This is a genomic window from Microlunatus spumicola, from assembly GCF_039536445.1.
GTDB classification, from domain to species: Bacteria; Actinomycetota; Actinomycetes; order Propionibacteriales; family Propionibacteriaceae; genus Microlunatus; species Microlunatus spumicola.
Window position 1 is genome coordinate 285,199 of the sequence record NZ_BAAAYR010000005.1, and the last position, 26,083, is coordinate 311,281.

Below are 26,083 nucleotides of genomic sequence, written 5' to 3' on the forward strand. Positions count from 1 at the left end.
ACGTGAGCAGCGCCTGCGACGGCCTCGCCGAGCTGCGCTCCGGCTTCGTCGACGGCGCCCTGTCCCCGGAGGACAGCGAACGCGTCGTCGCGCACCTGCTCTCCTGCGCGGACTGCCGTGCCGACGTCGCGGAGCTGCGGGCCGTCCGTGACCTCCTCGGCCGCAGCGGTGCCGGGACCCCGGCGCCCGCGCCGCTCTCCGCACGGCTCGTCTCCATCGCCGACGACGCCTCCGTGCGGCCCTGGACGAAGGCCTTCGACGGCTCCCGCGGGCTCGCGCTCCCGTCCGAGCGGCGCCGTGCGCGGGTCCGGGCGGTCCTGGGCACGCTCGCGACGGGCGCGATCCTCGGCGTGGTGGGGCTGACCGGCTGGTTCGCCGCCCCGAACGGCAACCTGGCCGCCGTCGCCGACCCCGCGGACGAGGCGCAGGCCGAGTTCGGCGCCGCCGCGGCCGAGCTCTCGGTCACGGGCGCCTCGCTCAGTGCCCTGATGCTGCTGGACTCGCTCCCCGAGGCGACGCAGGACGGTTCCCAGGTCGAACGGCCGTCGCAGAAGATCCACCACGCGGAGGGCGAGCCGGAGGCCGTCGACCTCCTCGACCGGGCCATGGCCGCCGGCCGCACCACCACCGTCGCCGGCGACCAGGCCGTGCTGGCCCGGATGGACGAGCGGACCGTCGCCGCCCGCGTCGGCGTCGACACCCGCAGCCGCCAGGGTGCGATGGTCAGCGTGTTCGACCCCGACGGGCACGTGCTCGCCAGCTCGTTCGCGCAGGCCCAGGTGGCCGCCGCCGACGGCGCCTCGCCGGTCGACCTGATCGCCCACGCGTACGCGCTCAGCACCGGTTCGGGGCTGCACGTCGCCGGCCGTCGCGCCTCCGTGGTCGAGGCGCGTGACGAGCACGGGATGGTCGCCAAGCGCTGGTGGGTGGACGACGCCACCGGCGTCCTGCTGTGGCAGGAGAGCTACGACGACGAGGGGCTGAGCACGGCCGCCGGCTTCACCGAGGTGGACGTGGTCCCGTACGCGAACGTCGCGCCGACGAAGGCGGCGACACGTCTCGCCACCTCCGTGGTCAGCGCGGACGCGGCCCAGCTGAGCCGTTCGGGCTGGTCCTGCTCCGACGAGATGGCCGGGCTGGACCTGCTGGAGGTCACCACCGACACCCCGACCGACCCGCGGTCCGTGCACGTCGTCTACGGCGACGGGGCGAGCACCGTGAGCGTGCTGCAGCGCCACGGCCGGCTCTCCGGAGCCCCGGCCGGCGCCCGCTGGGACGACAAGCTGCAGGCCTGGCGCCACAGCGGTGCGGTCCGCTGGGCCACCTGGCAGTCCGGCGACACGGTCTACACGGTGACGACCGACGGACCGTCCTCGCTGCTGCGCCGGTCGGTCGCCGCGTTCCCTCACGAGGGGCCGGTCGAGACGACTACCCTGGGCCGCGTGCGTGAGGGCTGGTCGAGGATCCTCGCCGATCTGAAGGGCTGAGGATGTCGCACGGCGTGGGCCCGGACCGCTCGGGCTCGTCGGTGCCGTCCGCGTCGGTCGACGGGCCGGGCGCCGCACCCTCCTACCACTGGCCCTTCGGCGAGGCCGCGACACCGCCCCCGCCCCGTCGACCCCGGGGCACCGGGATCGGCGGCGTGGTCGCCGTCGCCACCGTCACCGCGCTGCTCGTGGGCGGGGGAGCGGGCTTCGGTGCCGCCCGGCTCGCCGCCGGCGGCAGCGCCTCGGCCACCTCCGACCCGGCCCGCAGCACCGACCCCGCCCCGGCCCCGCTGCCGCCGGGCGAGACCACGAGCACCGTCGAGGTCGCCCGCCGCGTGCTGCCCGGCACGGTCATGATCGAGGTCGGCTCGGGTAGCGGCACGGGCACGGGCTCCGGCTTCGTCATCGACCGCCAGGGCCACGTGATGACCAACAACCACGTCGTCGCCGGCGCCTCGAAGGGCAGCCGCATCCGCGTCGTCTTCTCCGACGGCCGCCGGACCACCGCGTCCCTCGTCGGGCGCAGCCCCTCGTACGACCTGGCCGTCATCAAGGTGAAGGCCGACGACCAGCTCCGGCCGCTCGAGCTGGGCGACTCCCGGTCGGCCGCGGTCGGCGCGCCCGTCGTGGCCGTCGGGTCCCCGCTGGGCCTCCCGGGCACGGTCACCCAGGGCATCGTCTCCGCGCTCGAGCGCCCCGTGACGGTCAACGAGTCCGGCAGCGCCGACGCGCCGACCGCCTACATCGACGGCATCCAGACCGACGCGCCGATCAACCCGGGCAACTCCGGCGGCCCGCTGGTCGACGCGGGCGCGCGGGTCATCGGCGTGAACTCGGCCATCCTGACGCTCTCGTCGGGACAGGGCCAGACCGGCAACATCGGCATCGGCTTCGCCATCCCGGTCAACCAGGCGAAGACGATCGGCGAGCTGCTGGTCAAGGACGGCAGGGCCACCTACCCGGTGGTCGGGGCCCAGCTGCAGGAGGGCACGGACGGCGTGGAGCTGACGAGCGTGGAGGCCGGCGGCGCGGCCCGCAAGGCCGGGCTGAAGGTGGGCGACCTCATCTCGTCCGTGGACGGCCGCCGGGTCGAGACGCGCGAGGAGCTGGTCGTCATGGTCCGTACGCACCGCCCGGGCGACCGGGTCACGTTCGGTTACACGCGCGGCTCGAGCCGCGCCGAGGCCGAGCTCACGCTCGGCGGACGGGTGGGCTGACGTGACGCCGCTGCTGCTCGACATCAACGGGCCGGAGTTCGCGCTGCTCCTGGTCCTGGCCGTGATCCTCTTCGGGCCCGAACGGCTCCCGGACCTGGCCCGCAAGGCGGCCCGGCTGATCAACTACCTGCGCACGACCGCCAACAGCGCGCAGCAGCAGCTCACCCAGCAGCTGGGCCCGGAGTTCGAGAACCTCGACTTCCGCGACCTGAACCCGCGCTCCTTCATCCAGAAGAACCTGCTGGACAACTCCGTCATCGCCGACGTGAAGGCCGAGATCGCGGGCGTGGGGGAGACCCTCGGCGAGAGCCGCGAGTCCGTGCACGCCTCGATTGAGGGGGCCAAGGACGTCAGCCCCGGCGGCCCGGCCGACGCGATGGCCGCGGCCACCCCCGCGCACACCCCGTACGACGCCGAGGCGACGTAGCCGAAAGCCTCCTGAGCCTGTCGAGGGCCTAGCGGAGATGCCCCCTGAGCCTGTCGAAGGGCTCAGCGGAAACGCCCCCTGAGCCTGTCGAAGGGCCTCGAAGAGGTCGGCGCCGCTTCAGCAGAACGCCAACCCCTCCGGGGCCCTTCGACAAGCTCAGGGGGCGTTCTTGCCGACTCGGCTAATCAGACCGGGGAGAGTCCCAGCTGGCGGCCGAGGAGGTTGCGTCCGCGGGCGGCGATCCCGTCGGCGAGGGACTGGAGGGCCTGCGCGGCCGGGGTCTCCGGGTCCTCCGCGACGATGGGGGAGCCGACGTCGCCGCTGGCGCGGACGCGCGGGTCGAGCGGAACCTCCGCGAGCAGGGGCACCGGGTAGCCGAGGCGCGTCGTGAGGCCCTGGGCGACCGACTCGCCGCCGCCCGTGCCGAAGACGTCGTGGCGCTGCTCCTCCCCGCAGTGCGGGCAGGTGACGGCCAGGTAGGACATGTTCTCCACCACGCCGATCACGCGCTGGTTCATCATCGACGCCATCGTGCCCGCGCGCTCGGCGACCTCGGCGGCCGCCTGCTGCGGGGTGGTGACGACGATGACCTCGGCGTTCGGGAGCTTCTGCCCGAGCGAGATCGCCACGTCGCCGGTGCCTGGCGGCAGGTCGAGGAGCAGGTAGTCCAGGTCGCCCCAGTAGACGTCGGCCAGCATCTGGGTGAGCGCCCGGTCGAGGATCGGGCCGCGCCAGGCGACCACCTGGTCGCGCTTGGGCTTGAGCATCCCGATGGAGATGACCTTCATGCCCTGCGTCGGGACCGGCATGATCATGTCCTCGACCGCGGTCGGACGCGCGTCCGCGACCCCGAGCATCGCGGGCACGGAGTGGCCGTAGATGTCGGCGTCGAGCACGCCGACGAGGTGGCCGCGACGGGCTAGCGCGAGGGCGAGGTTGACCGTGACGGAGGACTTGCCCACGCCGCCCTTGCCGGACGCGACGGCGATGACCTTGGTCAGCGAGCCCGGCTGGGCGAAGGGGATCTCGCGGTCGGGCGTCCCGCCCTTGAGGACGTCGCGCAGGGCGCCGCGCTGCTCGTCGCTCATCACGCCGAGGTCGACGTCCACGCCGCTGATGCCCTCGACCGCGGACACGGCGGCGGTCACGTCGCGGGTCAGGGTCTCCTTCATCGGGCACCCCGACACGGTCAGCAGCACGCGGACGCGGGCCCGGCCGGCGGCGTCGACGTCGAGGGTGTCGACCATCCCGAGCTCGGTGATCGGGCGGCGGATCTCCGGGTCGTTGACGCCGTGCAGCGCCGCGCGGACGCGGGGGACGAGGGGGTGCTCAGCGGTGGTGGTGCTCACGGGCCCAAGCCTAGGTCGGCGCGCGGGCCGTCCCGGCCGCCGATCTCCTCACACCGGCCAGGTGAGACCGGTCCAGGCCGCGTCCCAGAACATCCACTCGTAGCGCGTCGTCGTGGCGAAGTGCGTCCGGCAGCGTGCGCGTTCGGCCGGGCCGGTGCTCGGGCCCAGGGCGTCCGCCGTGGCGACGACGGCCTCGACGACCGCGTCGAACTCGGGGCTGGCGTACGTGGCGATCCAGGTGGCGTAGACGGGGTCCGGCGAGGAGCGCTCCAGCAGCGTGCGGCCGACGTCGCGGTAGACCCAGTAGCAGGGCAGGACGGCGGCGACGGCCTCGGCGTAGGTCCCGGTCGCGCAGACGGCGAGCAGGTACGACGTGTAGGCCAGGGTCGTCGGCCCGACCGGCGTCGCTGCGACGTCGGCGCTGCTCAGCCCCAGCTCGGCGAGCAGCCGGGCGTGCAGGTCCTGCTCGACGGCGATCGCGTTCGCGGCGTGCGCGGAGAACATCCGGACGGCGGCCGGGTCCGTCGCCCGCGCCGCGGTCAGCGCGAGCGCCCGGGCGTACGCCTGCAGGTAGTGGCTGTCCTGGGCGACGAAGGCGGCGAACGCCTCCCGCGGCAGCGTGCCGTCGGAGAGCCCGGTGAGGAAGGGGTGCGCCACGATCGCGTCGTACGTCGCCGCGCCGGCGGACCACAGCTCGGCGGCGAAGCCGTCCTGCCCGCCCTCGTCCCGGACGTCGCTCACCGGGAGCGCGCGCCGTCGCTGCGGCGGTTCGACTCGCGCAGCTGGGAGTCGCGCCGAGAGGAGCCGTTCGACGCGTGCCGGTCCGGCTTGCTGAGGTCGCCCTCGTCCTCGTCGTCGTCGAGCTCGTCCATGATCGCGCGCAGCTCGCCGCGGAGCTCGCCCCGCAGGAAGTCGCGCGTCGCCAGCTCGCCGACCGACATCCGCAGCCCGGCGATCTCGCGGGCGAGGAAGTCCATGTCGGCCCGGCTCTGCGCGGTCTGCTCGCGGTCGGCCTCGAGCGCGACCCGGTCGCGGGCCTCCGTCCGGTTCTGCGCCAGCAGGATCAGGGGAGCGGCGTACGAGGCCTGCAGCGACAGGATCAGGGTGAGGAAGATGAAGGGGTACTCGTCGAACCGCGGGCGGGGCGGGCCGAAGGGCACGTTCCACAGCACCCACAGGACGATGATCACCGTCATCCCGATGAGGAACTTGGCCGTCCCCATGAAGCGGGCGAAGCTCTCGGCGAACTTGCCGAAGGCGTCCCGGTCCCAGCGCAGCGTCGGCAGGACCGACCGCGTCCGGCGACCTGGCGTGTTGAGGCGCTGCTGCTCGCGGCTGGTGCCGCGGTCGCCGTCGCGGTCAGCCCTGGCCACGGCTCACCGCCCTGCGGGCCCGGGGCTCCGTGCCGTCGCCCCGACCGTCACCTCTGCCGTCGCCGGTCGCCTCCTGGCTCGGCGCGTCGAGCTGGTTGCCGCGCCAGTCGGCCGGCAGCGCGTGGTCGAGCACGTCGTCGACGGTGATGGCGCCGATGAGGCGGTGGTCGCCGTCCACCACGGGCGCGTTGACGAGGTTGTACGTGGCGAAGTAGCGGCTGACGGCGTGCAGCCCGGCGTTGACGCTGACCGGCTCGATGTCGGTGTCGACGATCGCCGAGACCAGCGTCGACGGGGGCTCGCGCAGCAGCCGCTGGAAGTGCACGGCGCCGATGTAGCGGCCCGTCGGCGTCTCCAGCGGCGAGCGGCAGACGTACGCCATGCAGGCCAGCGCCGGGGTCAGCGTGGGCTCCCGGATCCGGGCGAGCGCGTCCGCCACGGTCGCGTCGGGCGGCAGGACGACCGGCTCCGGCGTCATCATGCCGCCGGCGGTGAACTCGCTGTAGCTGAGCAGCCGGCGCACGTCGCGCGCCTCGTCCGGCTCCATCCGCTGCAGCAGCACCTCGGCCATCTCCGGGGAGAGCTCGTTGATCAGGTCCGCGGCGTCGTCGGGGTCCATCTCCTCCAGGACGTCGGCGGCCCGGTCGGAGTCGAGGGAGGAGATCAGGGAGACCTGCTCGTCCTCGGGCAGCTCCTCGATCGCGTCGGCGAGCTTGGTGTCGTCGAGGGCGGACGCGACCTCGTTGCGCCGCTCGGGCGTCATCTCGTGGAGCTCGCGGGCGACGTCGGCCGCCTTCATGTCCTCGAGCTGGGCGAGCAGCTGCTCGGTGCCCTGGCTGCTGGCGCTGCCGGGCAGCCGGATGTTGCGCCAGTCGACGATGGTGACGTTCCCGGGACGCCCGAAGCGGCGGGCGGGACCCGCGGCGCGGAGCGCGACCTGCGACAGCTCCCAGTCGCGGCTGCGGACCGGCTGGATCGCGACGTCGAAGATCACGGCCTTGCCGGCGTGGTCGAGACGGTCGACGGTCAGGTCGAACAGGTCGTCGATGACGAGCGTCTCCGACTCGCGACGCTCGAAGCGACGGGTGTTCACGACGCCGGTGATGACGACCTGGACGGCGTCGATGCTGGAGGTGCGGACCATCGGGATGAAGATGCGGTGACGGGCGAAGAGCTCGACGACCAGACCCTTGACGCGGGGGGCCAGCATCCCGGCGCGTCGCTGCACGACGACGTCACGCAACCGGCCGACCTGGTCGCCCGACGCGTCGAGGACCGGCAGGCCGCGGATGCGTGAGACGAAGATCGTGCTCGAGGTCGCGGACGCCACCGCCCGATTATGTTCCTCTTTCGGACCGGCACCGGACCAGGACGCATGCCAGACGTGCGGGCTCCCGACCGGTGGTGAGTTGATCATGAGAGGCGATGATCAGATGAGTGCTCCGGAGCACCATGATCAACGGGCCGCGCGGGTCGTGCTCCAGGACCTGTGCGTCGACGTGACCGACCTCGACGCGGCCGCTGCCTTCCTGGGGCCGCTGCTCGGCCTGAAGGGGGAGGAGCGCCGGCCCACGGTGCTGCGGCTCGGCGACGGGGTGCCGGCGCACACGGTCTGGCTGAACCTGGTCGCGGAGCCGCGCACGGTCAAGAACCGCGTGCACCTCGACGTCGACGTCGCGGCGGTCGACGACGTCGTCGCCCTGGGCGCCCGGGTGAGCGACGACCGCTTCCCGTGGACGGTGCTGACCCACGACCAGGCGGGGGAGCTCTGCGCCTTCGTCCGGCCTCCCGAGCGGCTGCGGGCCTACCGGCTGCACGAGCTCGTCGTCGACTGCCGCGACCCCGACCGGCTCGCCGCGTGGTGGGCGGAGCGGTTCGGCGTCGAGGCGCAGACGAACGCCGAGGACACGTGGATCGAGGGCGGCGGCCTGCCCTGGGCCGTGAACTTCGTCCCGGTGCCCGAGGCGAAGACGGTCAAGAACCGCGTGCACTGGGACGTGGTCGGCTCGACGGACGAGCTGCTCGCGGCCGGCGCGACCCTGCTGCGCACGCGGGACGACGAGATCGCGTGGGATGTCCTGGCCGACGTCGAGGGCAACGAGTTCTGCGTGTTCCGGCCCTCCTCGTGACGGGTCGTGAGGCTCTTTCGCCTCACGATCCGGAGTCTCGACCGTCACTTCAGAGGCGAGGGTGACCCCTGGGCAGGGCGGCTGAGAGCGGCTTAAGGTGCTCGGGCTCGGGGACCCCAACGCTGCGGAGGCGCTCATGCCCGTACCCACGTCCGTCCCCGGAACCGCCGCTCCCGCGGCCGGAGCCCGTCGTGCCGCGCTCGCCGGCCTGGCCGCGCTGGTCCTCGTGGCCCCGCTCGCCCCCGGCCGGCCCGCCGAGGCCGCGCCGGTCGCCGTCGCCCCGAGCGCCGGGGCCGCGTCGGCCCTCGCCTCGTCGCAGGCGCGCCTCGGGACGAAGCTGTCCGGGATCCTCGACGACGCCCGCAGTCGTACGGAGACCGACGTCTCGGTGCTCGACGCCGACACCGGCGCCGTCGTCTACTCCCGGCGCTCCACGAGCGCGAACCTGCCGGCCTCCAACGCCAAGGTCCTCACGGCCGTCGCCGCGATGCACGTGCTCGGCCCCGACTACCGCTTCACCACCGACGTGGTGCGCCGGGGCGGGGTCACCGACGGCGTCCTGAACGGCTCGCTCTACCTGGTCGGGCACGGCGACCCCTCGAGCCGCCAGTCCGACTACAAGGCGCTGGCGGCCCAGGTCCGGGCCGCGGGGATCACGAAGGTGACCGGCAAGCTCGTCGCGGACGGCAGCTTCTTCGACGCCCAGCGCTACCACCCGGCCTGGTCCACCTCGTACGCGTCGTCGTACTACGCGGCCCAGACGGCCGCGCTGACGGTCGCGCCGAACGCGGACCTCGACACCGGCACCGTGATCGTCAAGGTCAAGGGCGGCAGCCGCGGGAGCCGGCCCAAGATCAGCACGACGCCGGGGATCGCCAAGAAGTACGTCCGCCTGGTCGGCAGTCCCTCGACCACCGGCTCGACGAGCCTGTCGCTGTCGCGGGCGTCGGGCGGGAACGCGATCACCGTCCGCGGCCACGTCCGGGCGGGCACGACGTGGTCGGGCCTGGTCACGGTCGACAAGCCCGAGCTGTACGCGGCCGCCGTGTTCCGCGAGGAGCTGAAGCGGCAGGACATCACCGTCGTGGGCGGCACCAAGCTTGGAACCACGCCCGCGACGAAGCGCACCCGGGTCGCGCGCGACCGGTCCGTGCCGCTGTCCCAGCTGCTCGTCCCCTTCCTCAAGCTGTCGAACAACCTGCACGCGGAGGCCCTGACCAAGACGATGGGCGCGCAGGGCGGCGCGCCCGGCAGCTGGCCGGCCGGGGTGGCCCGGACGACGGCCTACCTGCGCGACCTGGGCGTCCCGACGAAGGGCCTCGACCTGGTCGACGGCTCCGGGCTCTCGCGCCGCGACCGGGTCACGCCGCTGACGCTGGCGAGCACCCTCGTGGAGGTCCGGGACGAGCCCTGGTGGTCGGCGTTCGACGCCGCGCTGCCCGTCGCCGGCGTCGACAGCCACTGGGTCGGCGGCAACCTTCGACACCGGATGAACGGCACGCGCGCGGCGGACAACGCCCACGCGAAGACCGGGTCGCTGACCGGGGTGACGGCGCTGAGCGGCTACGTGAAGGGTCGCGACGGGCGGCGCTACGCGTTCTCGATCCTCAGCAACTACGCCGGCGCGACCCCACGGCCGATGGAGAACGAGGTCGTCGTCGCGCTCGCCGGCTGGCGGGGGTAGCGGACGCCGCGTCGACGGGTGCGGGGTAGAACAGGGGCCATGACGCTCCAGCTGCCGACCGTCGCCCGGGCCGCGCTCCTCGGTCTGGCGACGGGCTCACGATCGTTCACCGGGCTGGCCGCGCAGGTGCTCGCGACGCCGTCCCTCGCGACGCGGCAGCCCGAGCAGGCCCTCGGCCGGCTGCGCGTGAAGGGCCTCGTCGGGCTGCTGGCCGCGGGCGAGCTGGTGGGCGACAAGCTGCCGGCGGTCCCGAGCCGCCTCGCACCGCCCGTGCTCGCCTCCCGCCTCGGCCTCGCGGCGCTCACCGCGCTCCTGGCCAGCCGGGCCGCTGACGTCGACGGGCGCGCCAGGCGTGGGCCGACGGCGTACGAGCAGGGTCCGGCGGAGGCCTCGCAGCCGCCCGAGGTCCGGGCGCCCGTGGTGCCGACCACGGCGTACGTGGCCGTCCCGGTCGCCGTGGTCGCGAGCCTGGCGTCCGCGTTCCTGGGGCACGCGTGGCGGGGGTGGGCGTCGAAGGCGTTCGGTCGTGACTGGCCGGGTGCGGTGGCCGAGGACGCCGCCGCGCTCGCGCTCGCCGCGGTCGCCACCCGCTGATCCGGCGGCCGGCGCACCGGGCGCGCACAGGAGACACCTGGGAGACGGACAGGCGCGCCCGCTAGATTTGGGCTCTCGATCCCGAGGAGAACCCCGCCATGTCGTTCGCGCGTCCCCAGCCCAGCTCGCTCTTCGAGCTCCAGTTCCCCCAGTCGGTCGGGATCTACAACACCTACGACGAGGCGCAGCGCGCCGTCGACTACCTCTCCGACGAGAAGTTCGAGGTGCAGAACCTCGCCATCGTCGGCACCGACCTCAAGTCGGTGGAGCGCGTGCTCGGGCGTCGGACGTGGAGCACCGTCGTCGCGCAGGGCGTGCAGTCCGGCCTGTCGACCGGTCTGCTCGTGGCCCTGGTCCTGCTGATCTTCCTGCCGCAGTCGGGCAGCTTCCTGCCGCTCTTCCTCGTCGCGCTGGGCATCGGCATCGTCCTGGGCGTCGGCTTCGCCGCCCTCGGCTACGCCCTGAGCCGCGGCCGCCGCGACTTCACCTCGGTCACGCAGACCGTGGCGACCAAGTACGAGGTCCTCTGCGAGCACAAGGTCGCCGCCCAGGCCCGCGAGATGCTGCTCAAGCTGCCGGGCGCCCGCGCCGCCGCGTTCGAGTAGGCGCTCGAGCGGTACCCGACCACCACGAGCGGTACGCCATCCCGGTCCCGGACGACCCCGGACCGGGAAGGCGTACCGCTCGCGGTCGTTCCTACAGCCAGCGGTTCCGTTTGAACCCGGCGTACAGCGCGACCATGATCACGGCGATCAGGCCGAGGAACATGTAGTAGCCGTAGTGCCAGTGCAGCTCGGGCATGTTGTCGAAGTTCATGCCGTAGATGCCGGCCGCCATCGTCGGGACGGCGATGATCGCCACCCACGCCGAGATCTTGCGCATGTCCTCGTTGTCGGCGACCGACGCACGCGCGAGCCCGGCCTGCAGGATCGAGCTCAGCACCTCGTCGAAGGACGCGACCGCCTCGCGCACCTGCGTGTGGTGGTCGGCCAGCTCGCGGAAGTAGGCCCGGGTCTGCGGCGGCACCACGGGCAGCTCGCGGGTCGCGAGCCGCATCAGCGGGGCGCCGAGCGGCAGCACGCACCGCTTGAACTCGATCAGCTCGCGCTTGAGCTGGTAGACGCGGTCGACCTCGTGCGAGCCGCCGCGCGCGAACACCGCGCTCTCGACCTCGTCCACGTCGGTCTCGATCTCGTCGACGACCGCCATGTAGTCGTCGATGATCTTGTCGGTGATCGCGTAGAGGACCTCGGACGGGCCGCGGGACAGCCGCTCCGGGTCCGCCTCCAGCGACCGCCGCAGCGCGCTCAGCTGGGCGTGCTCGCCGCGGCGCACCGTGATCACGAAGTGGTCGCCGAGGAAGATCATCACCTGTCCGGTGGTGACGACCTCGGAGTTCTCGGTCATCTCGTCGTGGTCCACGTACGCGACCGTCGAGACGACCATGAAGAGGTCGTCCCCGAACGTCTCGAGCTTGGACCGGTCGTGGCCGTTGACGGCGTCCTCGATCGCGAGCGGGTGCAGCGCGAACTGCGAGGACAGGGCCTCCAGGTCGTCGTTGCCCGGGTCCTTGAGCCCGAGCCAGACGAAGCCCTCGCCCTCCTGCGCGTTCCGCGCGGCCTGCGTGAGGCTCCCGGCGGGCCGGCGTACGCCGTCGACGTACCAGGCCCAGGCGACGATCGAGCTCGCCTCCTCCTCGACCAGGGGGACGCGCTTGCGCTCCGGCGCGCGGCGGCTGAGGCCCGGCAGCGCGGTCAGCGACGTGATGCCGGGCAGGTGCCGGCGCTGGGGGACCGTCGTCATCGCGCGGTCACCGCCCGGTCGTCCCGTCCGTCGTCCCGCCGGCGGTGGTGCCCGCGACCTCGCGCGCCCAGACGTCGGCCATCCAGGCCTCGACCTCGTCGGCGCTGCGGGGGAGGGCGGCGGACAGGTTCTCGTTGCCGTCCTCGGTGATGAGGATGTCGTCCTCGATCCGGACGCCGATGCCGCGCAGCTCGGCGGGCACGAGCTCGTCGTCGGACTTGAAGTAGATCCCCGGCTCGACCGTGATCACCATGCCGGGGGCGAGCGTGCCCTCGCGGTAGTTCTCGCGGCGGGCCTGGGCGCAGTCGTGCACGTCGATGCCGAGGTGGTGCGAGGTGCCGTGGGGCATCCAGCGCCGGTGCTGCCCGCCGTCCTCCGACAGCGCGTCCTCGAGCGGCACGGGCAGCAGTCCCCAGGCGTCGAGGTGCTCGGCCACGACCCGGATCGAGGCGCGGTGCACGTCGGCGAACGAGGCGCCCGGCTGCGCGGCGGCGATCCCGGCCTCCTGGGCCGCGAGCACCGCCTCGTACACCCGCCGCTGGGCCTCGGAGTAGGTCCCCGACACGGGCAGCGTGCGCGTGACGTCGGCGGTGTAGAGGCTGTCGACCTCGACGCCCGCGTCCAGCAGCAGCAGGTCGCCGAGCCGCAGGTCGCCGTCGTTGCGGATCCAGTGCAGGGTGCAGGCGTGGTCGCCGGCGGCCGCGATCGTGTCGTAGCCGACGGCGTTGCCCGCGTGGCGGGCCTGCAGGCCGAAGACGCCCTCGACCCAGCGCTCGCCCCGACCGGCGGCCACCGCCCGGGGCAGGTCGGCGACGACGGCCTCGAAGCCCTCGGCGGTCAGCGCGCAGGCCTCCCGCATCTGGTCGGCCTCGAAGGCGTCCTTGACCAGGCGCAGCTCGCTCAGCGCCGTCATCAGCCCGCCGTCGCGGTCGACGGCCTCCGAGCCGTCCGACAGAGAGCCGTCCGACACCGTGTCCAGCGGTGCCACCTCGGCGAGCACGGCCTGCACGTCGGCGGCCAGGTCCTCGCGGTTGGCGCGCACCCGGACGGTGTCGGCGTCCTTGCGCAGGTGCTCGGCCAGCTCGTCGACCGGCGCCGTCCGGAGGCCGGTGAGCGCGGCCATCTCGTCCAGCGACGGCCGCTTGCCCACCCACATCTCGCCGTAGCGCGCGTCGGCGTAGAACTCCGAGGAGTCCCGCGGGGCCCGCGGGCGGAAGTAGAGCGTGGCGTCGTGGCTGCTGCCCTCCGGCGGGTCCGTCGGCTCGAGCACGAGCACGGCGTCCGGCTCCTGGTCGGTCCCCAGGCCGGTGAGGTGCGCGAAGGCCGAGTGCGGGCGGAAGCGGTAGTCGGTGTCGTTTGAACGGACCTCGAGCCCGCCCGCGCCGATCACCAGCCGCTCGCCGGGGAACAGCGCGCCGAGCGCCTCGCGGCGGGCGGCCGTCCAGGCGGTCGCGGGCAGCGGCTCGGGGAGCGTGCTCGGGTAGGGCGCCCAGCCCTGGGAGATGAAGGCCTTGAACGCGTCGGAGAAGGGCACCGCCCGGTTCGAGGGCTTCGGCGGCTCCTCGCTCGTCACCACCGTGTCGACCGTCTCGACCGCGTCGTCCGTGCCGCTCGCGTCGCTCATCTGCGCGCCTCCCTCTCGTCCGTGATCCGCTGGGCATTGTCGCACCGCGAGGCAACGCCCCGGTGACCTGGAGGCGACGGGTTCGGAAAGCCCGGCTATGGGTCCGTACGGACGGCGGCCCGGGGGCGTCCACGTCCCCTGGGGGCGGCGCCGAGGTCCACTAGGTTGACCGCCATGACCAGGCTCTTCCTCGTCCGGCACGGCGAGACCGAGTGGAGCCGCGACGGCCGGCACACCTCGGTCACCGACCTCCCGCTGACCGACCGCGGCCGCGAGCAGGCGCTGAAGCTCTACGGCCACCTCGAACCCGAGTCCTTCGGGCTGGTGCTCACCAGCCCGCGGCACCGCGCGCAGATCACCGCCGAGCTGGCGGGCTTCGTGGGACCGCACGCCCCGGAGGTCGACGAGGACCTCGTCGAGTGGTTCTACGGCGACTACGAGGGCCGGACCAGCGCCCAGATCCACGAGCAGGACCCGGGCTGGACCGTCTTCACGCGCACCCCCGCCGGGGGCGAGAGCGCCGAGCAGGTCCGCGAGCGGCTGACCCGGGTGATCGAGCGCGTACGGGCGAGCGGCGTCGAGCAGGCCGTCGTGTTCAGCCACGGGCACGCGCTCCGCGCGCTGATGCTCTGCTGGCTCGGGCTCGACCTGTCCGTGGGCGACCGCTTCCCGCTGGACACCAGCACCGTCTCGATCCTCGGCCAGGCCAAGGGCCGGGGCTCGCTCGACCAGTGGAACGCGCCGCCCCGCTAGCCGGGTCGACGGGCACGGGCACCGGGCGCCACCGCCCTCAGTAGGCTGGGCTGCTGGACGCCGACGGTGTCCGAGGGGTTTCCCGCCGTCGAGCGGGGTCCCGGGAGAGGGTGAGTGCGATCAGAGCCGACGTCACCGCGCAGCTGCGGCTGCTCGACCTGCAGGCGGTCGACTCCGCGCTGGCCCAGCTGGCGCAGCGCCGCCGTACGTTGCCCGAGCAGGCCGTGCTCGACCGGCTGCTCGCCGAGTCGGCCGACGTGTCCTCCGACCTGGTCGGGGCGCAGACCCGCGTGTCCGACCTCGAGCTCGACACGGAACGGGCGGAGGCGGACCTCGAGCCCGTCCGCCAGCGGCTGACGCGCAACGAGAAGCGCATCGCCGACGGCACCGTGGACGCCAAGTCGCTCGGCTCGATGGTCGAGGAGGTCGCGCACCTGCGCCGCCGGATCGGCGACCTCGAGGACCTCGAGCTGGAGTCGATGGAGGCGCTGGAGCAGGCGCAGGCCGCGCGGGACGTCCTCCAGGAGCGCGTCGACGGTCTGGCCGCCCAGATCAGCGAGGCGACCGCGGCGCGCGACGCCGCCGTGCAGAAGCTCACCAACGAGGCGGGCTACCAGCGCACCGAGCGCGACCGGCTGCTGCCGGAGGTGCCGGCGGACCTGCTCACCCTCTACACGAAGATCGCCGCCAGCAAGGGCGGGGTCGGCGCCGCGGAGCTCAAGCAGCGCCGCTGCACCGGCTGCCAGCTCGAGGTGAACGCCAACGAGCTGCGGGACTACGCGTCCGCCGCGGCGGAGGAGGTGCTGCGCTGCGAGGAGTGCGGGCGCATCCTCGTCCGCACGGCCGAGTCGGGTCTGTGAGGCCGGCCCGTCGGGCCGGCCGTCGCGGGGGTCGGGGCGGGCGGCGATGACCGCCACCCGGATCGGCCTGCCGAAGGCCGTACTGCAGGCGCCGGAGACGGCCGGCGTCACGCGCGGGCTGGAGCACATCCGCGCGGAGCTCGAGGTGCCCGAGGCGTTCCCGCCGGAGGTCCTCGCCGCCGCCGAGCGCGCCGCGGCCGCGCCCCGGCTCCCCGGGCTGGACCGCACCGACCTCGAGCTGGTCACCATCGACCCGCCCGGGTCCAAGGACCTCGACCAGGCGCTGCACATCGCCGCCCGGCCCGACGGCGGCTTCACCGTCTCGTACGCGATCGCCGACGTCGCCGCGTTCGTCACCGCCGGTGACCCGGTCGACCGTGAGGCCCACCGCCGCGGCGAGACGTTCTACGGCCCCGACAGCCGGAGCCCCCTGCACCCGCCCGTGCTCTCCGAGGGGGCGGCGAGCCTGCTGCCCGGCCAGGAGCGGCCCGCCCTGCTGTGGACCGTCCAGCTCGACGCCAGCGGGGCCACGACGGACGCCGAGGTCGTGCGGGCCCGGGTCCGCAGCCGCGAGCAGCTGACGTACGAGCAGGCGCAGGACGACATCGACCACCCGGGACCCGACGGAACGCGTCCGACGCTCGCCCTGCTCGCGCAGGTCGGCCCGCTGCGGGAGCAGCGCGAGCGCGAGCGCGGCGGCGTGAGCCTGCAGATCCCTGAGCAGGAGGTCGTCCCGGCGGCCGACGGCAGCTTTGCCCTGACCTACCGCGCGCTGCTGCCCGTTGAGGGCTGGAACGCGCAGGTCTCGCTGCTCACCGGTATGGCGGCCGCGCACCTGATGATCTACGCGCGCGTCGGCATCGTCCGGACGATGCCGCCCGCCACGAGCGCGTCGCTGCGCCGCCTGCGTGCGGTCGCCCGCGCCCTCGGCATCCGGTGGCCGGCGGAGCTCGACTACCCCGAGCTCGTCCGCAGCCTCGATCCCTCGCGTCCCGCCGACGCGGCGATGCTCGACGCCTGCACCGTGCTGTTCCGGGGGGCGGGCTACGCCGCGTTCGACGGCAGCGTCCCCGAGGACCCGGAGCACGCCGCGCTGGCGAGCGACTACAGCCACGTTACGGCGCCGCTGCGCCGCCTCGTCGACCGCTACGCCGGCGAGGTCTGCCTCGCGCTCTGCGCGGGTACGCCCGTCCCCGAATGGGTGCGCGAGGCGCTGCCCGGCCTGCCCGCCGAGATGGCCCGCGCCGACCAGGCCGCGCACCGCTACGAGCGCGCCGTCGTCGACTGGGTCGAGGCGTGCGTCCTGCAGCACCGGGTGGGGGAGACGTTCACGGCGACCGTCGTCGAGGTCGACGCCGAGCACCACCGCGGCACCGTCGTCGTCCAGCAACCCGCCGTCGAGGCCCGCGTGATGGGCGACGCCCTCCCGCTCGGCCACGAGATCCAGGTCCGCCTCACCGAGGCCGACCCCGAGCAGGGCCGCGTCACCTTCGAACCCGCCTGAGCGCTGCTCGGTCGGGCCTCGCTGGGGCTGGGTCGGCTCGTCCCTCGCGTCCCAGGACTTTCACGTAAACGTGAAAGTCCGGTACTCACCACGGCAGATCTGCTGTTCCCAGTACCGGTCTTTCACGTAAACGTGAAAGTCCTGGGACTCGCGGGACCTCCCGGAGTGCGGGCGTACGGGGTGGGCTAGGTCTGCTCCTTGGGGCACCACCAGGTGGTGCGGCCGCCGACGGTGGCGCGGGTCATTTCCGTGCCGCAGCGGGGGCAGCGGGCGCCGGCGGCGCGGAACGCGATGATCTCGCCGGTGTGGACGCCGCCGTTGGCGATGGCGTCCTTGGTCGCGTGGTGCAGGGCGTCGTGGAGGCGGTCCAGCTCGGCGGGGCTGAGGTCGTCGGCCGGTCGCTGCGGGGAGATCTCGGCCTCCCACAGGGTCTGGTCGGCGAGGAGGTTCCCGACGCCGGCGACGACGGACTGGTCGAGCAGGCGCGCCTTGACCGGGGCCTTGCTGCGGCCGAGCCGGGTGGCGAGGTCGTCGGCGGAGACCTCCTCGGCGTCGGGTCCGAGCTTGCTGAGGTCGGGGTCGAGGCGGACGCGGCCGAGCCGCCGCTTGTCGAACAGCCGCAGCGTGCCGCCGTCGGCGAACGTGATCGTGAACCGGTCCCACACCGGCTTGCGGTCCGGCTGCTCGCCGCCCTGGCCGTAACGCCCGCCCTGCCAGTCGCCGCCCTCGTAGAGCGCGCCGTCGGCGTCGGTCACGAGGATCCGCCCGCTCATCCCCAGGTGCAGCCCGAGGGTCGGCCCGGGCGTGCGGGAGCGGCCGACGCCGGAGGTGTCGCACCACATGCTCTTGCCCTGGCGGTGCGCCGCGGTGATGGAACGCCCGACCAGCGCGTCGCGGATCTCGCCCGGCGGGTGCGGGCGGCACTCGTAGGTGTCGCTGTCGTCGACGTCGGCGATGCGGCGGTCGAGCGCCGCGGCCTGGATGGTCGCGCGGGCGCTCTCGACCTCGGGAAGCTCGGGCACGCGGGCCAGTGTGCCCGAGCGCCGAACCCGCTCACCGCGGGCGACGAGCGGCGGGCGTCAGCGGTAGAAGTCGGAGTCCGCGTACGCGTCCCGCTCGAAGAACGCCGAGACGCTGGCGGAGACGCCGAGCACGAAGGAGGTCCCGCCCAGCAGCGCGCCGACGGTGGTCACCGCGAGCGGGACGACGGGGACCGCGGCCAGCGCCAGGGACAGGCAGACGAGGGCGGTGCCCGCCAGGACCAGGACCGTGGGCCAGCCCGGTCGTCGCGGCCGCAGCAGCGCGACGAGGTAGGCCATGCGTCCACGGTAGGACCGTCTGCGCCGCGTCGGGGCCGATGTGACGGGTGGGCCCCGATGGACTGCTTCGGGGGTGTCGCGCGGCTAGCGGGTGTCCGCCTCCGCGAGCACCGAGGCCAGCCGCTGCACGGCGAAGACGTAGCCCTGGACGCCCGCGCCGACGATGACGGCGCTGGCGAGCGCGGCGAGGTAGGAGTGGTGACGGAACTCCTCCCGGGCGTGCACGTTGCTGACGTGCACCTCCACGAACGGCAGCGCCACCGACGCGAACGCGTCGCGCAGGGCGATCGACGTGTGGGTGTACGCGCCGGCGTTCACCACGACGCCGTCGCAGTCCTCGCGGGCCGCTTGTACGGCGTCGACGAGGGCCCCCTCGGAGTTGCTCTGGACGGCGCGCAGCTCGAGCCCGAGCGACTCCGCGGTCGTGCGGGCGAGGTCCTCCACGTCCTGCAGCGTCGCCGAACCGTAGACCTCCGGCTCGCGCGTGCCGAGCAGGTTGAGGTTGGGTCCGTTCAGGAGCAGCAGCCGGGGCACGCGCCCACGGTATCGACCCCGTCCGGCGCCCGGCCCGGACGCGGCGCCGGTGGTCGTCACCCCCACGGGTGACAGGGGGCCGGACGGCCTGCGGGCCGGGCGCGGCCTGCCCATGCTGACGCCATGGATCGGGGGATCTCAGGACCACGCACGTCTCGAGCACGGGGGACGGCGGTGCTGCTGGCGTTGCTCGTGACGCTCGCCGGCTGGACGACCGCCGGACGGGAGGCCGCGTGGGCGGCCCCGCCGGTGGTGCCTCCTCCGGCACCCGCGCTGCTCGACCTGCCGGTCCAGCCCCAGGTCCTGCTGATGGGGGACTCGTACACGGAGGGCTGGGGCGCGACGCCCCTGAGCGGGGGCTTCGCCTTCCAGATCGCGGGCCCCCTCGGCTGGCGCCTGACGCGGGACGGCATCGGCTCGACCGGCTACCTGAACCCCGGCCTCAAGCAGCAGGGCACCTACCCCCAGCGGCTCTGGCGGCACCCCGCGGACGGGTACGACCTCGTCGTCCTGCAGGGCGGGTCGAACGACGAGAAGGCACCGGAGGCCGACATCGCGAAGGCGGTCGACCTCACGGTCCGCACGGTCCACCGTCGCTACCCGAGGGCGCAGATCCTGCTCATGGGCCCGGTCACGCCGTACGCCACGATCGGGGCCAACCGGGTCAAGGTGAACCGGGTCCTGACCGCCTACGCCACCGCGCACTCCCTGCAGCTCATCAACCCGTGGGCGGAGCAGTGGTTCGTCGCGGGGGACGCGGCGACGATGGTCAACCCGGAGAAGGGGCACCCGAACAACCTGGGCTACGCGCGGATCGCGACGCTCTTCGTCCGCGACGTGCAGGCCCTGAGCGTCGTCCGACCACCGCGCTGACGTACGCGATTGCTAGCAGGGTTGCCGGCCGAGGCGCCGGTGCGGGCAGGGGGACGAGTCGGTCGATAAGCCGGATTCTGTCCCCCCGCCGAGGCGGAGAGGGCGATCATCCATCTGCGACCGCTGTTGCCAGCGGCCTGGTGCGACCTACCCGGGAGCTCGGGCGAGCAGCCCTCGAACGCTCCCGCGGCGTCCTCCTCTGCAGGAGGGCGCCTTCTTGGTCTTGCTCCCGGTGGGGTTTGCCTAGCCACCCCCGTCACCAGGGGTGCTGGTGGTCTCTTGCACCACCGTTTCACCCTTACCCGCGCCGCCGAGGCGGTGCGGGCGGTCTGCTTTCTGTGGCACTGTCCCGCGGGTCACCCCGGGTGGGCGTTACCCACCACCGTGCTCTTCGGAGTCCGGACTTTCCTCGACGCACAGGTTCGCGAGAACCCGTACGCCGCGACCGCCTGACCGACTCGTCCCGGCCCAAGGCTACCGCCGGACGCTCCCACTCTTGTCCACCCAGCCCAGCCCAGCCCCGCACCGCGTCCTCCCCCTGACGCGACGTCGACCACTGGTCACTTCGCGGCACCACGACGACGTACGCGGGTGACGAAGTGACCAGTGGTCGGCAGAGGCGGAGCCGAGGGCTACTTGGCGAGGAAGGCGATCAGCGCCTCGTTGAGCTCGCCGGCGTGGCTCACGTTGAAGCCGTGCGGGCCGCCCTCGACGACGACGAGTTCGGAGCCCGCGATCGCCTCGTGGGTCCTCTTGCCCGAGCCCTCGAAGGCGACGACCGCGTCGGAGTCGCCGTGGATGACCAGGGTCGGCACCGTCACGTGCTTCAGGTCCTCGCGGAAGTCCGTCGTGCCGAACGCGTTCAGGCACCCCAGCTCGGCGCGGTGGTCGGCCTGGGCCTCGAGCGCCAGCGCCTGCTGACGCTGGTCCTCGGTGACCGTGAGCACGCCGTCGGCCGAGAAGAACTGCGTCATGAACTGGTCGAAGAACTTCTCGCGGTCGTTCTTGACCCCGGCCTCGAAGCCGGACGCGGTGTCCTCGTCCAGCGGGCCGTCCGGGTTGTCGTCGGACTTCAGCAGGAACGGCGGGACGGCGCCGGCGAAGACGACGCTGCGGACGCGCTCGTTGCCGTGCTTCGACGCGTAGCGCGCGACCTCGCCGCCGCCCATCGAGAAGCCGACCAGGGTGACGTCGTTCAGGTCGAGCTCGGTGAGCAGGCCGTGCAGGTCGTCGGCGAGGGTGTCGTAGTCGTAGCCCGACGTGCCCAGGCCCTTCGGCTTGTCGCTGCTGCCGAAGCCGCGGCGGTCGTACGTGATGACGCGGTGGCCGGCGGCCGCGAGGGGGCCGGTCTGCTCGCTCCAGGAGTCGCCCGAGAGGGGCCAGCCGTGGATGAGGACGACGGGGCGGCCGGGGCCGCCACTGTCCTCGACGTGGAGGGTGATGCTGGTCAGGAGGCCGTTCTTGATCGTGATGTCGGTCATGAGCCCATCCTGACCGGTTGCGCACGACCGGACCCGTCGGGGTCGCGGCGAGCACCTGAACAGCAGGTGAACGCCCTCGTCAGGGCAGGGTCAGCACCTCGGCGCCGGTGTCGGTCACGACGAGGGTGTGCTCGAACTGCGCGCAGCGGCTGCCGTCGACCGTCAGCACGGTCCAGTCGTCGTCCCACATGTACGAGTCGCCGCTGCCGAGCGTGATCATCGGCTCGATGGTGAAGGTCATCCCGGGCTCGATGACGGTGTCGTAGCGCGGCTCGTCGTAGTGCGGGATGACGAGGCCGGAGTGGAACGCCGTGTGCACGCCGTGGCCCGTGTAGTCCTTCACCACGCCGTAGCCGAAGCGCCGGGCGTACGTCTCCACGACGCGGCCGAGGACGTTCACCTGGCGCCCGGGCCGGACCGCCCTGACCGCACGGTCCAGCGCCTCCTTCGTGCGCTCGGTGAGCAGCCTCGACTCCTCGTCGACGTCGCCGCAGAAGTAGGTGCCGCAGTTGTCGCCGTGCACGCCGTCCTTGTACGCGGTGACGTCGATCTTGACGAGGTCGCCGTCCTCGAGGGGGCGCGCGTCGGGGATGCCGTGGCAGATGACCTCGTTCACCGAGGTGCAGCAGGACTTCGGGAAGCCGCGGTAGCCGAGGGTCGAGGGGTAGGCGCCGTGGTCGAGCATGAACTCGTGCGCGACGGCGTCGAGCGCGTCGGTGGTCACCCCGGGGGCGATCGCCGCGGCGGCCGCGGCCATCGCCTGCGCGGCGATCCGGCCGGCGACCCGCATCCGCTCGATGGTCTCGGGCGTCTGCACGTCGGAGCCGTCGTAGCGGGTGGGGCCGGGGCGCCCGACGTACTCGGGCCTCGGGATGGACGCCGGGACGCTCCGGACGGGCGACACCGGGGCGGGCTGGAGGGCGGTCGGCACGACGTCGATGCTACGTCCGGGCGGCGCGGACCCGGCCGGTCGCGGGCGGTAGCGTCAGCGTCGATCGGCAGCGCACGGGCTGCCCGGGCACGGAGGCGACATGGCCGAAGGCGACTGGTGGTTCGACCTCAGCACCAAGCAGGTGGTCCAGGACGACAAGGCGGGCAAGGCGGCCGACCGGCTCGGCCCCTACCCCTCGCGCGAGGCCGCCGAGCACGCGCTCGAGACGGTGCAGCAGCGCAACGAGGCCGCCGACAAGTGGGACGACAACTGAGCGGCACCTCGCCGATACCGATGCGGATCTGACCGGGCAGACGCGGTCGGATCCGCATCGTTCCTGACCGCCCACCTCAGAGCCAGCGGATGCCCGCGCCGTGCTGGTGGGTGAGGGCGACGGCCTGGCCGTCGACGCCGAGCACGAAGGACAGCCGGTCGTCCGGCGGCGCCGTCGCGCTCGCGGTGACGCCGGGCAGGACGTCGCCGAGCTCGTTGCTGACCCAGTGGCAGCGGCCCGCGGCGACGAGCCCGAGCATCCGCTCCACGAGTGCCTCCCGGCCGGCGCGGTCCAGGTACATCGCGACGGCGCTGTGGAAGACCACCACCGAGCCATGCTCGGACGCCTCCGCCACCTGGTCGTCGACCAGCTCGAGCAGGTCGCCCTGCGTGATCCGCGGCGGGTCGGCCCGCGCGATCGCCACCGCGGCCCGCAGGCGCTCGCGCCGCTCCTCCTGCTCGGGCCACACGCACGTCTCGAGCCAGGCGACCGCTGCGTCGTCGCGCACGTCGACCGGGGAGATGTCGACCCCGGCCCGCCACGCGACGGGGAGCGGGGCCGTCGGCACCGGCACGGGCCTTCGGTGGCCGTGGTGAGCGTCGGCCCGCCGCTGCCCGCCAGCGTGCCGAGCGGCGGCCAGGCGTAGTCGTAACGGTCCGGGAAGAGGCAGAGGCCCGCGCTCGTGCCGAGCTCGAGCAGGGCGAGCGGCCCGGCCTCCGCCGCGATCCGGGCCAGCGCGGGCACCAGCGTCGCCAGCCGCCCGACCTCGTTCGTCTGCGTGCGGCGCTCGAGGATCGTCCGCCGGATCGTCCCGTCGTCGTCGAGCAGCGCCGCTCGCAGCCCCGCGTACGGTCCGGGTGCCGCGACCCCGTGCCAGCGCGCGGCGGCGAAGACGAGGCCCGGCTGCTGCTTGCCGCGGGGGAGCGTCGCGATCCAGCCGAGGACCTCGGGGTCGTCGGCCACGCCCCGGGACCACGCCTCGAAGCACGCCGACTGGCCGCGCGTGGACACGGCGAAGCCGCGGTAGTGCCGGGCGACGGACGCGAGGTCGGTCATGAGGGCACGCTAGCCAAGCCTCCGCCCGACCGCGCCCGGGCCCGGGTCAGGCGACGGGCGCGGCCAGCTCGGGTTCCGCGGCGACCGGGACCCGGCCGCTGACCGCGACGCGCGAGGCGCCCGGCACCGGCAGGATCCACACGCTGCTGCCCTCGGCCAGGTCCTTGCGGGCCGCGTCCGCTCTGGTCAGCGTGACCAGCACCGGGGCCCGCTCCCCGCTGACCGCGACCTCGAGGCGCACCTCGAACCCCACCCGCGTGAGCCGCTCGACCCGCCCGGCGACGGCGTCGCCGAAGGGGTGCGTCTCGACCTCGAGGTCGTGCGGGCGGATGAGGTGGCCCTGCAGCGTCGTCACCGGGCCGAGGAAGCTCATCACGAACTCGCCGGCCGGGTGGTCGTAGAGCTCGTCGGGCGTGCCCTCCTGCTCCAGCCGCCCGTTGTTGATCACGACGATCCGGTCGGCGACCTCGAGGGCCTCCTCCTGGTCGTGCGTCACGAAGACGGTCGTCACGTGCACCTCGTCGTGCAGGCGCCGCAGCCAGTCGCGCAGCTCCTTGCGGACCTTGGCGTCGAGCGCCCCGAAGGGCTCGTCGAGCAGCAGCACGGTCGGCTCGATCGCGAGGGCCCGGGCGAGCGCCATGCGCTGCCGCTGCCCGCCGGACAGCTGGGCGGGCAGCCGGTCGGCGAACTGGGCGAGGTGCACGAGCTCGAGCATCTCCTGCGTACGGGCGCGCACCTCGGCCTTGGGCCGCTTCCTGATCTTGAGCCCGAAGCCGACGTTGTCGGCGACGCTCATGTGCCGGAAGGCGGCGTAGTGCTGGAAGACGAAGCCGACGTTGCGCTTGCGGGCGGGCAGCCGGGTAGCGTCCACGCCCTCGATCTCCACGGAGCCGGTGTCGGCCAGCTCGAGGCCCGCGATGATCCGCAGCAGCGTGGACTTGCCGCCGCCGCTCGGACCGAGCAGGGCGGTCAGCTGGCCGCTCGGCAGGTCGAGGTCGATGTCGGTGAGCGCCGCGAAGTCGCCGAACGACTTGTTGACGCCGCTGATCCTGATGCTCACTTCTTGATCACCTGTCGTGCTCCTGGGGACGCAGGCTGGACACGACGACCAGCGCGATGACGGCGAGGAGGGCCAGGACGAAGGCGGCCGCGTACGCCGCCGTCTCGTTGTCCGCCCCGAACTGGGAGTAGCGCTCCTCGACGAGCAGCGTGGCCGTCTGGGTCCGCAGGGCGACGCCGCCCGAGACCACCTTGACGGCCCCGTACTCGCCGAGCGAGCGGGCCAGGCTGAGGACGACGCCGTAGAGCAGGGCCCAGCGGATGGCGGGCAGCGTGATCCGCAGGAACGTCTGCAGCGCGGAGGCGCCGAGGCTGCTCGCCGCCTGCTCCTGCTCGGTGCCGATCTCGTGCAGCACCGGGACGACCTCGCGGATGACCAGCGGCAGGCTGACGAACGCGGTGGCCATGATCATGCCGGGCTGCGCGTAGATCACCTGCAGCCCCAGCGACTCCAGCGTGGGCCCGAACCAGCCGGTACGCCCGGAGTAGACGAGCAGCAGCGCGAGGCCGACGACGACGGGCGAGACGGACAGGGGCAGGTCGATCAGCGCCGAGAGCGCGCGGCGGCCCGGGAACTCGTAGCGGACGAGCAGCAGCGAGATCCCGACGCCGAAGATCGTGTTGATCACCACGGCCCAGAAGGCGTTGGCGACGGTCAGCTCGAAGGCGAAGAGGACCTCGGGCTGGCCGAGGGCCTCCAGCACGGGGGACAGGCCCCGCTCGAAGGTCTTCACGCCGACGATGACGACCGGCCAGATCACCAGCAGCGCGAGGTAGACGATCACCGCGATCCGCAGGGGCCAGCGCAGCAGCGACGGCCGGCGGACCGTACGCACGCGGGTGCCGCCGGTGGCGGCGGGTACGGCGGCCCGGTCAGCCATGCCGCGCCACCCGCCGGGAGACGATCTCGAGCCCGACGATCACGACGAGCGCGACGACGAGCAGCAGCGACGCCACCGCGGCAGCCGCGGTCAGCTGGTCGCCCTCGATGAAGGACAGGATCCGGACGCTGGCCACCTCGGTGGAGTAGGGCAGGTTGCCCGACAGCAGGACGAGGGAGCCGTACTCGCTGATGGCGCGCGCGAAGGCGAGGGCCGCGCCGGAGGTGATGGCGGGCACGAGGCTCGGCAGGATCACCATCCGGAACACGGTGAAGCGGCTCGCGCCGAGGGACGCCGCCGCCTCCTCGACCTCCGGCTCGATCTCCATCAGCACCGGCTGGACCGTGCGGACGACGAAGGGCAGCGTGACGAACAGGAACGCCAGCGTCACCGCGTGCGAGGTGTTGGCCCACTGCAGGCCGAGCGGGGAGTTCGCGCCGTAGAGGCTGAGCAGCACGAGCCCGGCGACGATCGTCGGCAGCGCGAACGGGATGTCGATGACGACCTCGAGGACGCGCTTGCCGACGAAGGAGTCGCGGACCAGCACCCACGCGATCGCCGTGCCCGTGACGATGTCGATCGCGGTCACCAGCACCGCGTGCCCGACCGTCAGCTGCAGCGCCGCGACGGTCTGCGGGCTGGTGAGGGCGGCGGCGTAGGCGCTCCAGCCGCCGCGGGTCGCCTGGACGACGACCGCCACGAGCGGGATGAGCACGAGGAGGCTGAACCACAGCATCGCCACGCCCAGGCCGAGCCCGGAGGCGCGGGTGAGCGTGCTGCGGCGACGCCGACCAGAGGGGGCCCGGCCGGGCGAGGGGGAGTCCTCGGACGCCGCCGTGCCCGCCAGCGCCGAGGTGACGGCGGTCGTCAC

The 26,083-nt window shown here is 73.5% G+C and carries 27 protein-coding genes, 1 other RNA gene and 1 pseudogene; 12 read left to right on the forward strand and 17 right to left on the reverse strand.

Annotated features, from left to right (window positions below):
* Positions 1–2 precede the first annotated feature (2 nt).
* The 3 genes from ABD665_RS19210 to ABD665_RS19220 are packed head-to-tail and all read left to right on the forward strand — an operon-like array spanning position 3 to position 3,131.
* Positions 3–1,487 (forward strand): zf-HC2 domain-containing protein, encoded by a 1,485-nt coding sequence (locus ABD665_RS19210; RefSeq protein ID WP_204911236.1) that lies wholly within the window; start codon positions 3–5, stop codon positions 1,485–1,487.
* Between the two features lie 2 nt (positions 1,488–1,489).
* On the forward strand, positions 1,490–2,704 hold the full coding sequence (locus ABD665_RS19215; RefSeq protein WP_344742780.1) for a S1C family serine protease: 1,215 nt from the start codon (positions 1,490–1,492) through the stop codon (positions 2,702–2,704).
* A gap of 1 nt (position 2,705) precedes the next feature.
* The gene (locus tag ABD665_RS19220) at positions 2,706–3,131 is read left to right on the forward strand and encodes a twin-arginine translocase TatA/TatE family subunit (protein WP_204911238.1); all 426 of its coding nucleotides are present in this window, start codon (positions 2,706–2,708) and stop codon (positions 3,129–3,131) included.
* 185 nt (positions 3,132–3,316) lie between these two features.
* Here ABD665_RS19220 and ABD665_RS19225 read toward each other — a convergent pair whose 3' ends face one another.
* Genes ABD665_RS19225 through ABD665_RS19240 form a run of 4 tightly spaced genes read right to left on the reverse strand, consistent with a single transcriptional unit; the run spans position 3,317 to position 7,183 of the window.
* Positions 3,317–4,480: a P-loop NTPase gene (locus tag ABD665_RS19225; RefSeq protein ID WP_204911239.1), complete on the reverse strand. Its 1,164-nt coding sequence runs from the start codon at positions 4,478–4,480 to the stop codon at positions 3,317–3,319.
* A gap of 48 nt (positions 4,481–4,528) precedes the next feature.
* On the reverse strand, positions 4,529–5,221 hold the full coding sequence (gene tenA / locus ABD665_RS19230) for a thiaminase II (RefSeq protein WP_204911240.1): 693 nt from the start codon (positions 5,219–5,221) through the stop codon (positions 4,529–4,531).
* Positions 5,218–5,853, reverse strand: a complete 636-nt coding sequence (locus tag ABD665_RS19235) for a DUF1003 domain-containing protein (protein WP_204911241.1) — start codon at positions 5,851–5,853, stop codon at positions 5,218–5,220. Before ABD665_RS19235 ends, tenA begins: the two co-directional genes overlap by 4 nt.
* Positions 5,840–7,183 carry a magnesium transporter MgtE N-terminal domain-containing protein gene (locus ABD665_RS19240; RefSeq protein ID WP_344742786.1) on the reverse strand — a complete coding sequence of 448 codons (1,344 nt, stop codon included), beginning with the start codon at positions 7,181–7,183 and terminating at the stop codon, positions 5,840–5,842. Before ABD665_RS19240 ends, ABD665_RS19235 begins: the two co-directional genes overlap by 14 nt.
* A gap of 103 nt (positions 7,184–7,286) precedes the next feature.
* Between ABD665_RS19240 and ABD665_RS19245 the strand changes: the two genes are divergently transcribed.
* The 4 genes from ABD665_RS19245 to ABD665_RS19260 all read left to right on the forward strand — a co-directional run bounded on the left by ABD665_RS19245 (position 7,287) and on the right by ABD665_RS19260 (position 10,865).
* Positions 7,287–7,982 (forward strand): VOC family protein, encoded by a 696-nt coding sequence (locus ABD665_RS19245; RefSeq protein WP_204911243.1) that lies wholly within the window; start codon positions 7,287–7,289, stop codon positions 7,980–7,982.
* Positions 7,983–8,118: 136 nt separating this feature from the next.
* Positions 8,119–9,666 carry a D-alanyl-D-alanine carboxypeptidase/D-alanyl-D-alanine endopeptidase gene (gene dacB / locus ABD665_RS19250; RefSeq protein WP_204911244.1) on the forward strand — a complete coding sequence of 516 codons (1,548 nt, stop codon included), beginning with the start codon at positions 8,119–8,121 and terminating at the stop codon, positions 9,664–9,666.
* Between the two features lie 39 nt (positions 9,667–9,705).
* Entirely contained in the window at positions 9,706–10,260 is a 555-nt protein-coding gene (locus tag ABD665_RS19255; RefSeq protein WP_204911245.1) for a hypothetical protein, read from the forward strand.
* 98 nt (positions 10,261–10,358) lie between these two features.
* Complete coding sequence (locus ABD665_RS19260) at positions 10,359–10,865, forward strand: general stress protein (RefSeq protein WP_204911246.1); 507 nt, start codon at positions 10,359–10,361, stop codon at positions 10,863–10,865.
* Between the two features lie 91 nt (positions 10,866–10,956).
* On the opposite strand, the gene corA is transcribed toward ABD665_RS19260, so the two are convergent.
* Complete coding sequence (gene corA / locus ABD665_RS19265) at positions 10,957–12,063, reverse strand: magnesium/cobalt transporter CorA (protein WP_204911247.1); 1,107 nt, start codon at positions 12,061–12,063, stop codon at positions 10,957–10,959.
* A 7-nt stretch (positions 12,064–12,070) separates the two neighbouring features.
* Positions 12,071–13,687 carry an aminopeptidase P N-terminal domain-containing protein gene (locus ABD665_RS19270; RefSeq protein ID WP_204911248.1) on the reverse strand — a complete coding sequence of 539 codons (1,617 nt, stop codon included), beginning with the start codon at positions 13,685–13,687 and terminating at the stop codon, positions 12,071–12,073.
* A gap of 174 nt (positions 13,688–13,861) precedes the next feature.
* On the opposite strand from ABD665_RS19270, the gene ABD665_RS19275 reads away from it, so the two are divergent.
* The 3 genes from ABD665_RS19275 (at position 13,862) to ABD665_RS19285 (ending at position 16,804) form a co-directional block, all read left to right on the forward strand.
* Entirely contained in the window at positions 13,862–14,440 is a 579-nt protein-coding gene (locus tag ABD665_RS19275; RefSeq protein ID WP_204911249.1) for a histidine phosphatase family protein, read from the forward strand.
* A gap of 110 nt (positions 14,441–14,550) precedes the next feature.
* Positions 14,551–15,300 (forward strand): CT398-like coiled coil hairpin domain-containing protein, encoded by a 750-nt coding sequence (locus tag ABD665_RS19280; RefSeq protein ID WP_204911250.1) that lies wholly within the window; start codon positions 14,551–14,553, stop codon positions 15,298–15,300.
* Positions 15,301–15,346: 46 nt separating this feature from the next.
* Positions 15,347–16,804, forward strand: coding sequence for an RNB domain-containing ribonuclease (locus ABD665_RS19285; protein WP_204911251.1), 1,458 nt, complete (start codon positions 15,347–15,349; stop codon positions 16,802–16,804).
* A 185-nt stretch (positions 16,805–16,989) separates the two neighbouring features.
* Here ABD665_RS19285 and ABD665_RS19290 read toward each other — a convergent pair whose 3' ends face one another.
* The 3 genes from ABD665_RS19290 to aroQ form a co-directional block, all read right to left on the reverse strand.
* Positions 16,990–17,826: a DNA-formamidopyrimidine glycosylase family protein gene (locus tag ABD665_RS19290; protein ID WP_204911252.1), complete on the reverse strand. Its 837-nt coding sequence runs from the start codon at positions 17,824–17,826 to the stop codon at positions 16,990–16,992.
* Positions 17,827–17,883: 57 nt separating this feature from the next.
* Positions 17,884–18,123: a hypothetical protein gene (locus ABD665_RS19295; protein ID WP_204911253.1), complete on the reverse strand. Its 240-nt coding sequence runs from the start codon at positions 18,121–18,123 to the stop codon at positions 17,884–17,886.
* Between the two features lie 84 nt (positions 18,124–18,207).
* Positions 18,208–18,657, reverse strand: coding sequence for a type II 3-dehydroquinate dehydratase (gene aroQ, locus ABD665_RS19300; protein WP_204911254.1), 450 nt, complete (start codon positions 18,655–18,657; stop codon positions 18,208–18,210).
* 174 nt (positions 18,658–18,831) lie between these two features.
* Between aroQ and ABD665_RS19305 the strand changes: the two genes are divergently transcribed.
* Complete coding sequence (locus tag ABD665_RS19305; protein WP_204911255.1) at positions 18,832–19,530, forward strand: GDSL-type esterase/lipase family protein; 699 nt, start codon at positions 18,832–18,834, stop codon at positions 19,528–19,530.
* A 50-nt stretch (positions 19,531–19,580) separates the two neighbouring features.
* Here ABD665_RS19305 and rnpB read toward each other — a convergent pair.
* From rnpB to map, 3 genes are all read right to left on the reverse strand, one after another.
* Positions 19,581–19,991, reverse strand: an RNA gene (gene rnpB, locus ABD665_RS19310) — RNase P RNA component class A.
* 171 nt (positions 19,992–20,162) lie between these two features.
* A complete protein-coding gene (locus tag ABD665_RS19315) occupies positions 20,163–21,011 on the reverse strand; it encodes an alpha/beta fold hydrolase (protein ID WP_204911256.1) in 849 nt (282 codons plus the stop codon).
* 79 nt (positions 21,012–21,090) lie between these two features.
* Positions 21,091–21,942, reverse strand: a complete 852-nt coding sequence (gene map, locus ABD665_RS19320) for a type I methionyl aminopeptidase (protein ID WP_204911257.1) — start codon at positions 21,940–21,942, stop codon at positions 21,091–21,093.
* 100 nt (positions 21,943–22,042) lie between these two features.
* On the opposite strand from map, the gene ABD665_RS19325 reads away from it, so the two are divergent.
* Positions 22,043–22,216 (forward strand): SPOR domain-containing protein, encoded by a 174-nt coding sequence (locus tag ABD665_RS19325; RefSeq protein WP_204911258.1) that lies wholly within the window; start codon positions 22,043–22,045, stop codon positions 22,214–22,216.
* A gap of 76 nt (positions 22,217–22,292) precedes the next feature.
* Here the strand turns inward: ABD665_RS19325 and ABD665_RS19330 are convergent, their stop codons facing one another.
* From ABD665_RS19330 to cysT, 5 genes and pseudogenes are all read right to left on the reverse strand, one after another.
* Positions 22,293–22,790 (reverse strand): DUF2332 family protein, encoded by a 498-nt coding sequence (locus ABD665_RS19330; RefSeq protein ID WP_204911259.1) that lies wholly within the window; start codon positions 22,788–22,790, stop codon positions 22,293–22,295.
* A 110-nt stretch (positions 22,791–22,900) separates the two neighbouring features.
* A pseudogene (locus tag ABD665_RS21700) lies at positions 22,901–23,272 on the reverse strand (DUF2332 family protein); the annotation flags it as partial.
* Between the two features lie 46 nt (positions 23,273–23,318).
* A complete protein-coding gene (locus ABD665_RS19335) occupies positions 23,319–24,332 on the reverse strand; it encodes a TOBE-like domain-containing protein (protein ID WP_204911260.1) in 1,014 nt (337 codons plus the stop codon).
* A gap of 7 nt (positions 24,333–24,339) precedes the next feature.
* Positions 24,340–25,212 carry a sulfate ABC transporter permease subunit gene (locus ABD665_RS19340; protein ID WP_204911261.1) on the reverse strand — a complete coding sequence of 291 codons (873 nt, stop codon included), beginning with the start codon at positions 25,210–25,212 and terminating at the stop codon, positions 24,340–24,342.
* Positions 25,205–26,083 (reverse strand): sulfate ABC transporter permease subunit CysT, encoded by an 879-nt coding sequence (gene cysT, locus ABD665_RS19345; RefSeq protein ID WP_344742795.1) that lies wholly within the window; start codon positions 26,081–26,083, stop codon positions 25,205–25,207. Before cysT ends, ABD665_RS19340 begins: the two co-directional genes overlap by 8 nt.

Excerpts from the sequence above, each read along its gene's own strand:
- ABD665_RS19215 (WP_344742780.1), top strand. The coding sequence starts at position 1,490 with ATGTCGCACGGCGTGGGCCCGGACCGCTCGGGCTCGTCGGTGCCGTCC.
- ABD665_RS19245 (WP_204911243.1), top strand. The coding sequence starts at position 7,287 with ATGAGTGCTCCGGAGCACCATGATCAACGGGCCGCGCGGGTCGTGCTC.
- dacB (WP_204911244.1), top strand. The coding sequence starts at position 8,119 with ATGCCCGTACCCACGTCCGTCCCCGGAACCGCCGCTCCCGCGGCCGGA.
- ABD665_RS19255 (WP_204911245.1), top strand. The coding sequence starts at position 9,706 with ATGACGCTCCAGCTGCCGACCGTCGCCCGGGCCGCGCTCCTCGGTCTG.
- ABD665_RS19260 (WP_204911246.1), top strand. The coding sequence starts at position 10,359 with ATGTCGTTCGCGCGTCCCCAGCCCAGCTCGCTCTTCGAGCTCCAGTTC.
- corA (WP_204911247.1), bottom strand. The coding sequence starts at position 12,063 with ATGACGACGGTCCCCCAGCGCCGGCACCTGCCCGGCATCACGTCGCTG.
- ABD665_RS19270 (WP_204911248.1), bottom strand. The coding sequence starts at position 13,687 with ATGAGCGACGCGAGCGGCACGGACGACGCGGTCGAGACGGTCGACACG.
- ABD665_RS19275 (WP_204911249.1), top strand. The coding sequence starts at position 13,862 with ATGACCAGGCTCTTCCTCGTCCGGCACGGCGAGACCGAGTGGAGCCGC.
- ABD665_RS19285 (WP_204911251.1), top strand. The coding sequence starts at position 15,347 with ATGACCGCCACCCGGATCGGCCTGCCGAAGGCCGTACTGCAGGCGCCG.
- ABD665_RS19295 (WP_204911253.1), bottom strand. The coding sequence starts at position 18,123 with ATGGCCTACCTCGTCGCGCTGCTGCGGCCGCGACGACCGGGCTGGCCC.
- ABD665_RS19315 (WP_204911256.1), bottom strand. The coding sequence starts at position 21,011 with ATGACCGACATCACGATCAAGAACGGCCTCCTGACCAGCATCACCCTC.
- ABD665_RS19325 (WP_204911258.1), top strand. The coding sequence starts at position 22,043 with ATGGCCGAAGGCGACTGGTGGTTCGACCTCAGCACCAAGCAGGTGGTC.
- ABD665_RS19340 (WP_204911261.1), bottom strand. The coding sequence starts at position 25,212 with ATGGCTGACCGGGCCGCCGTACCCGCCGCCACCGGCGGCACCCGCGTG.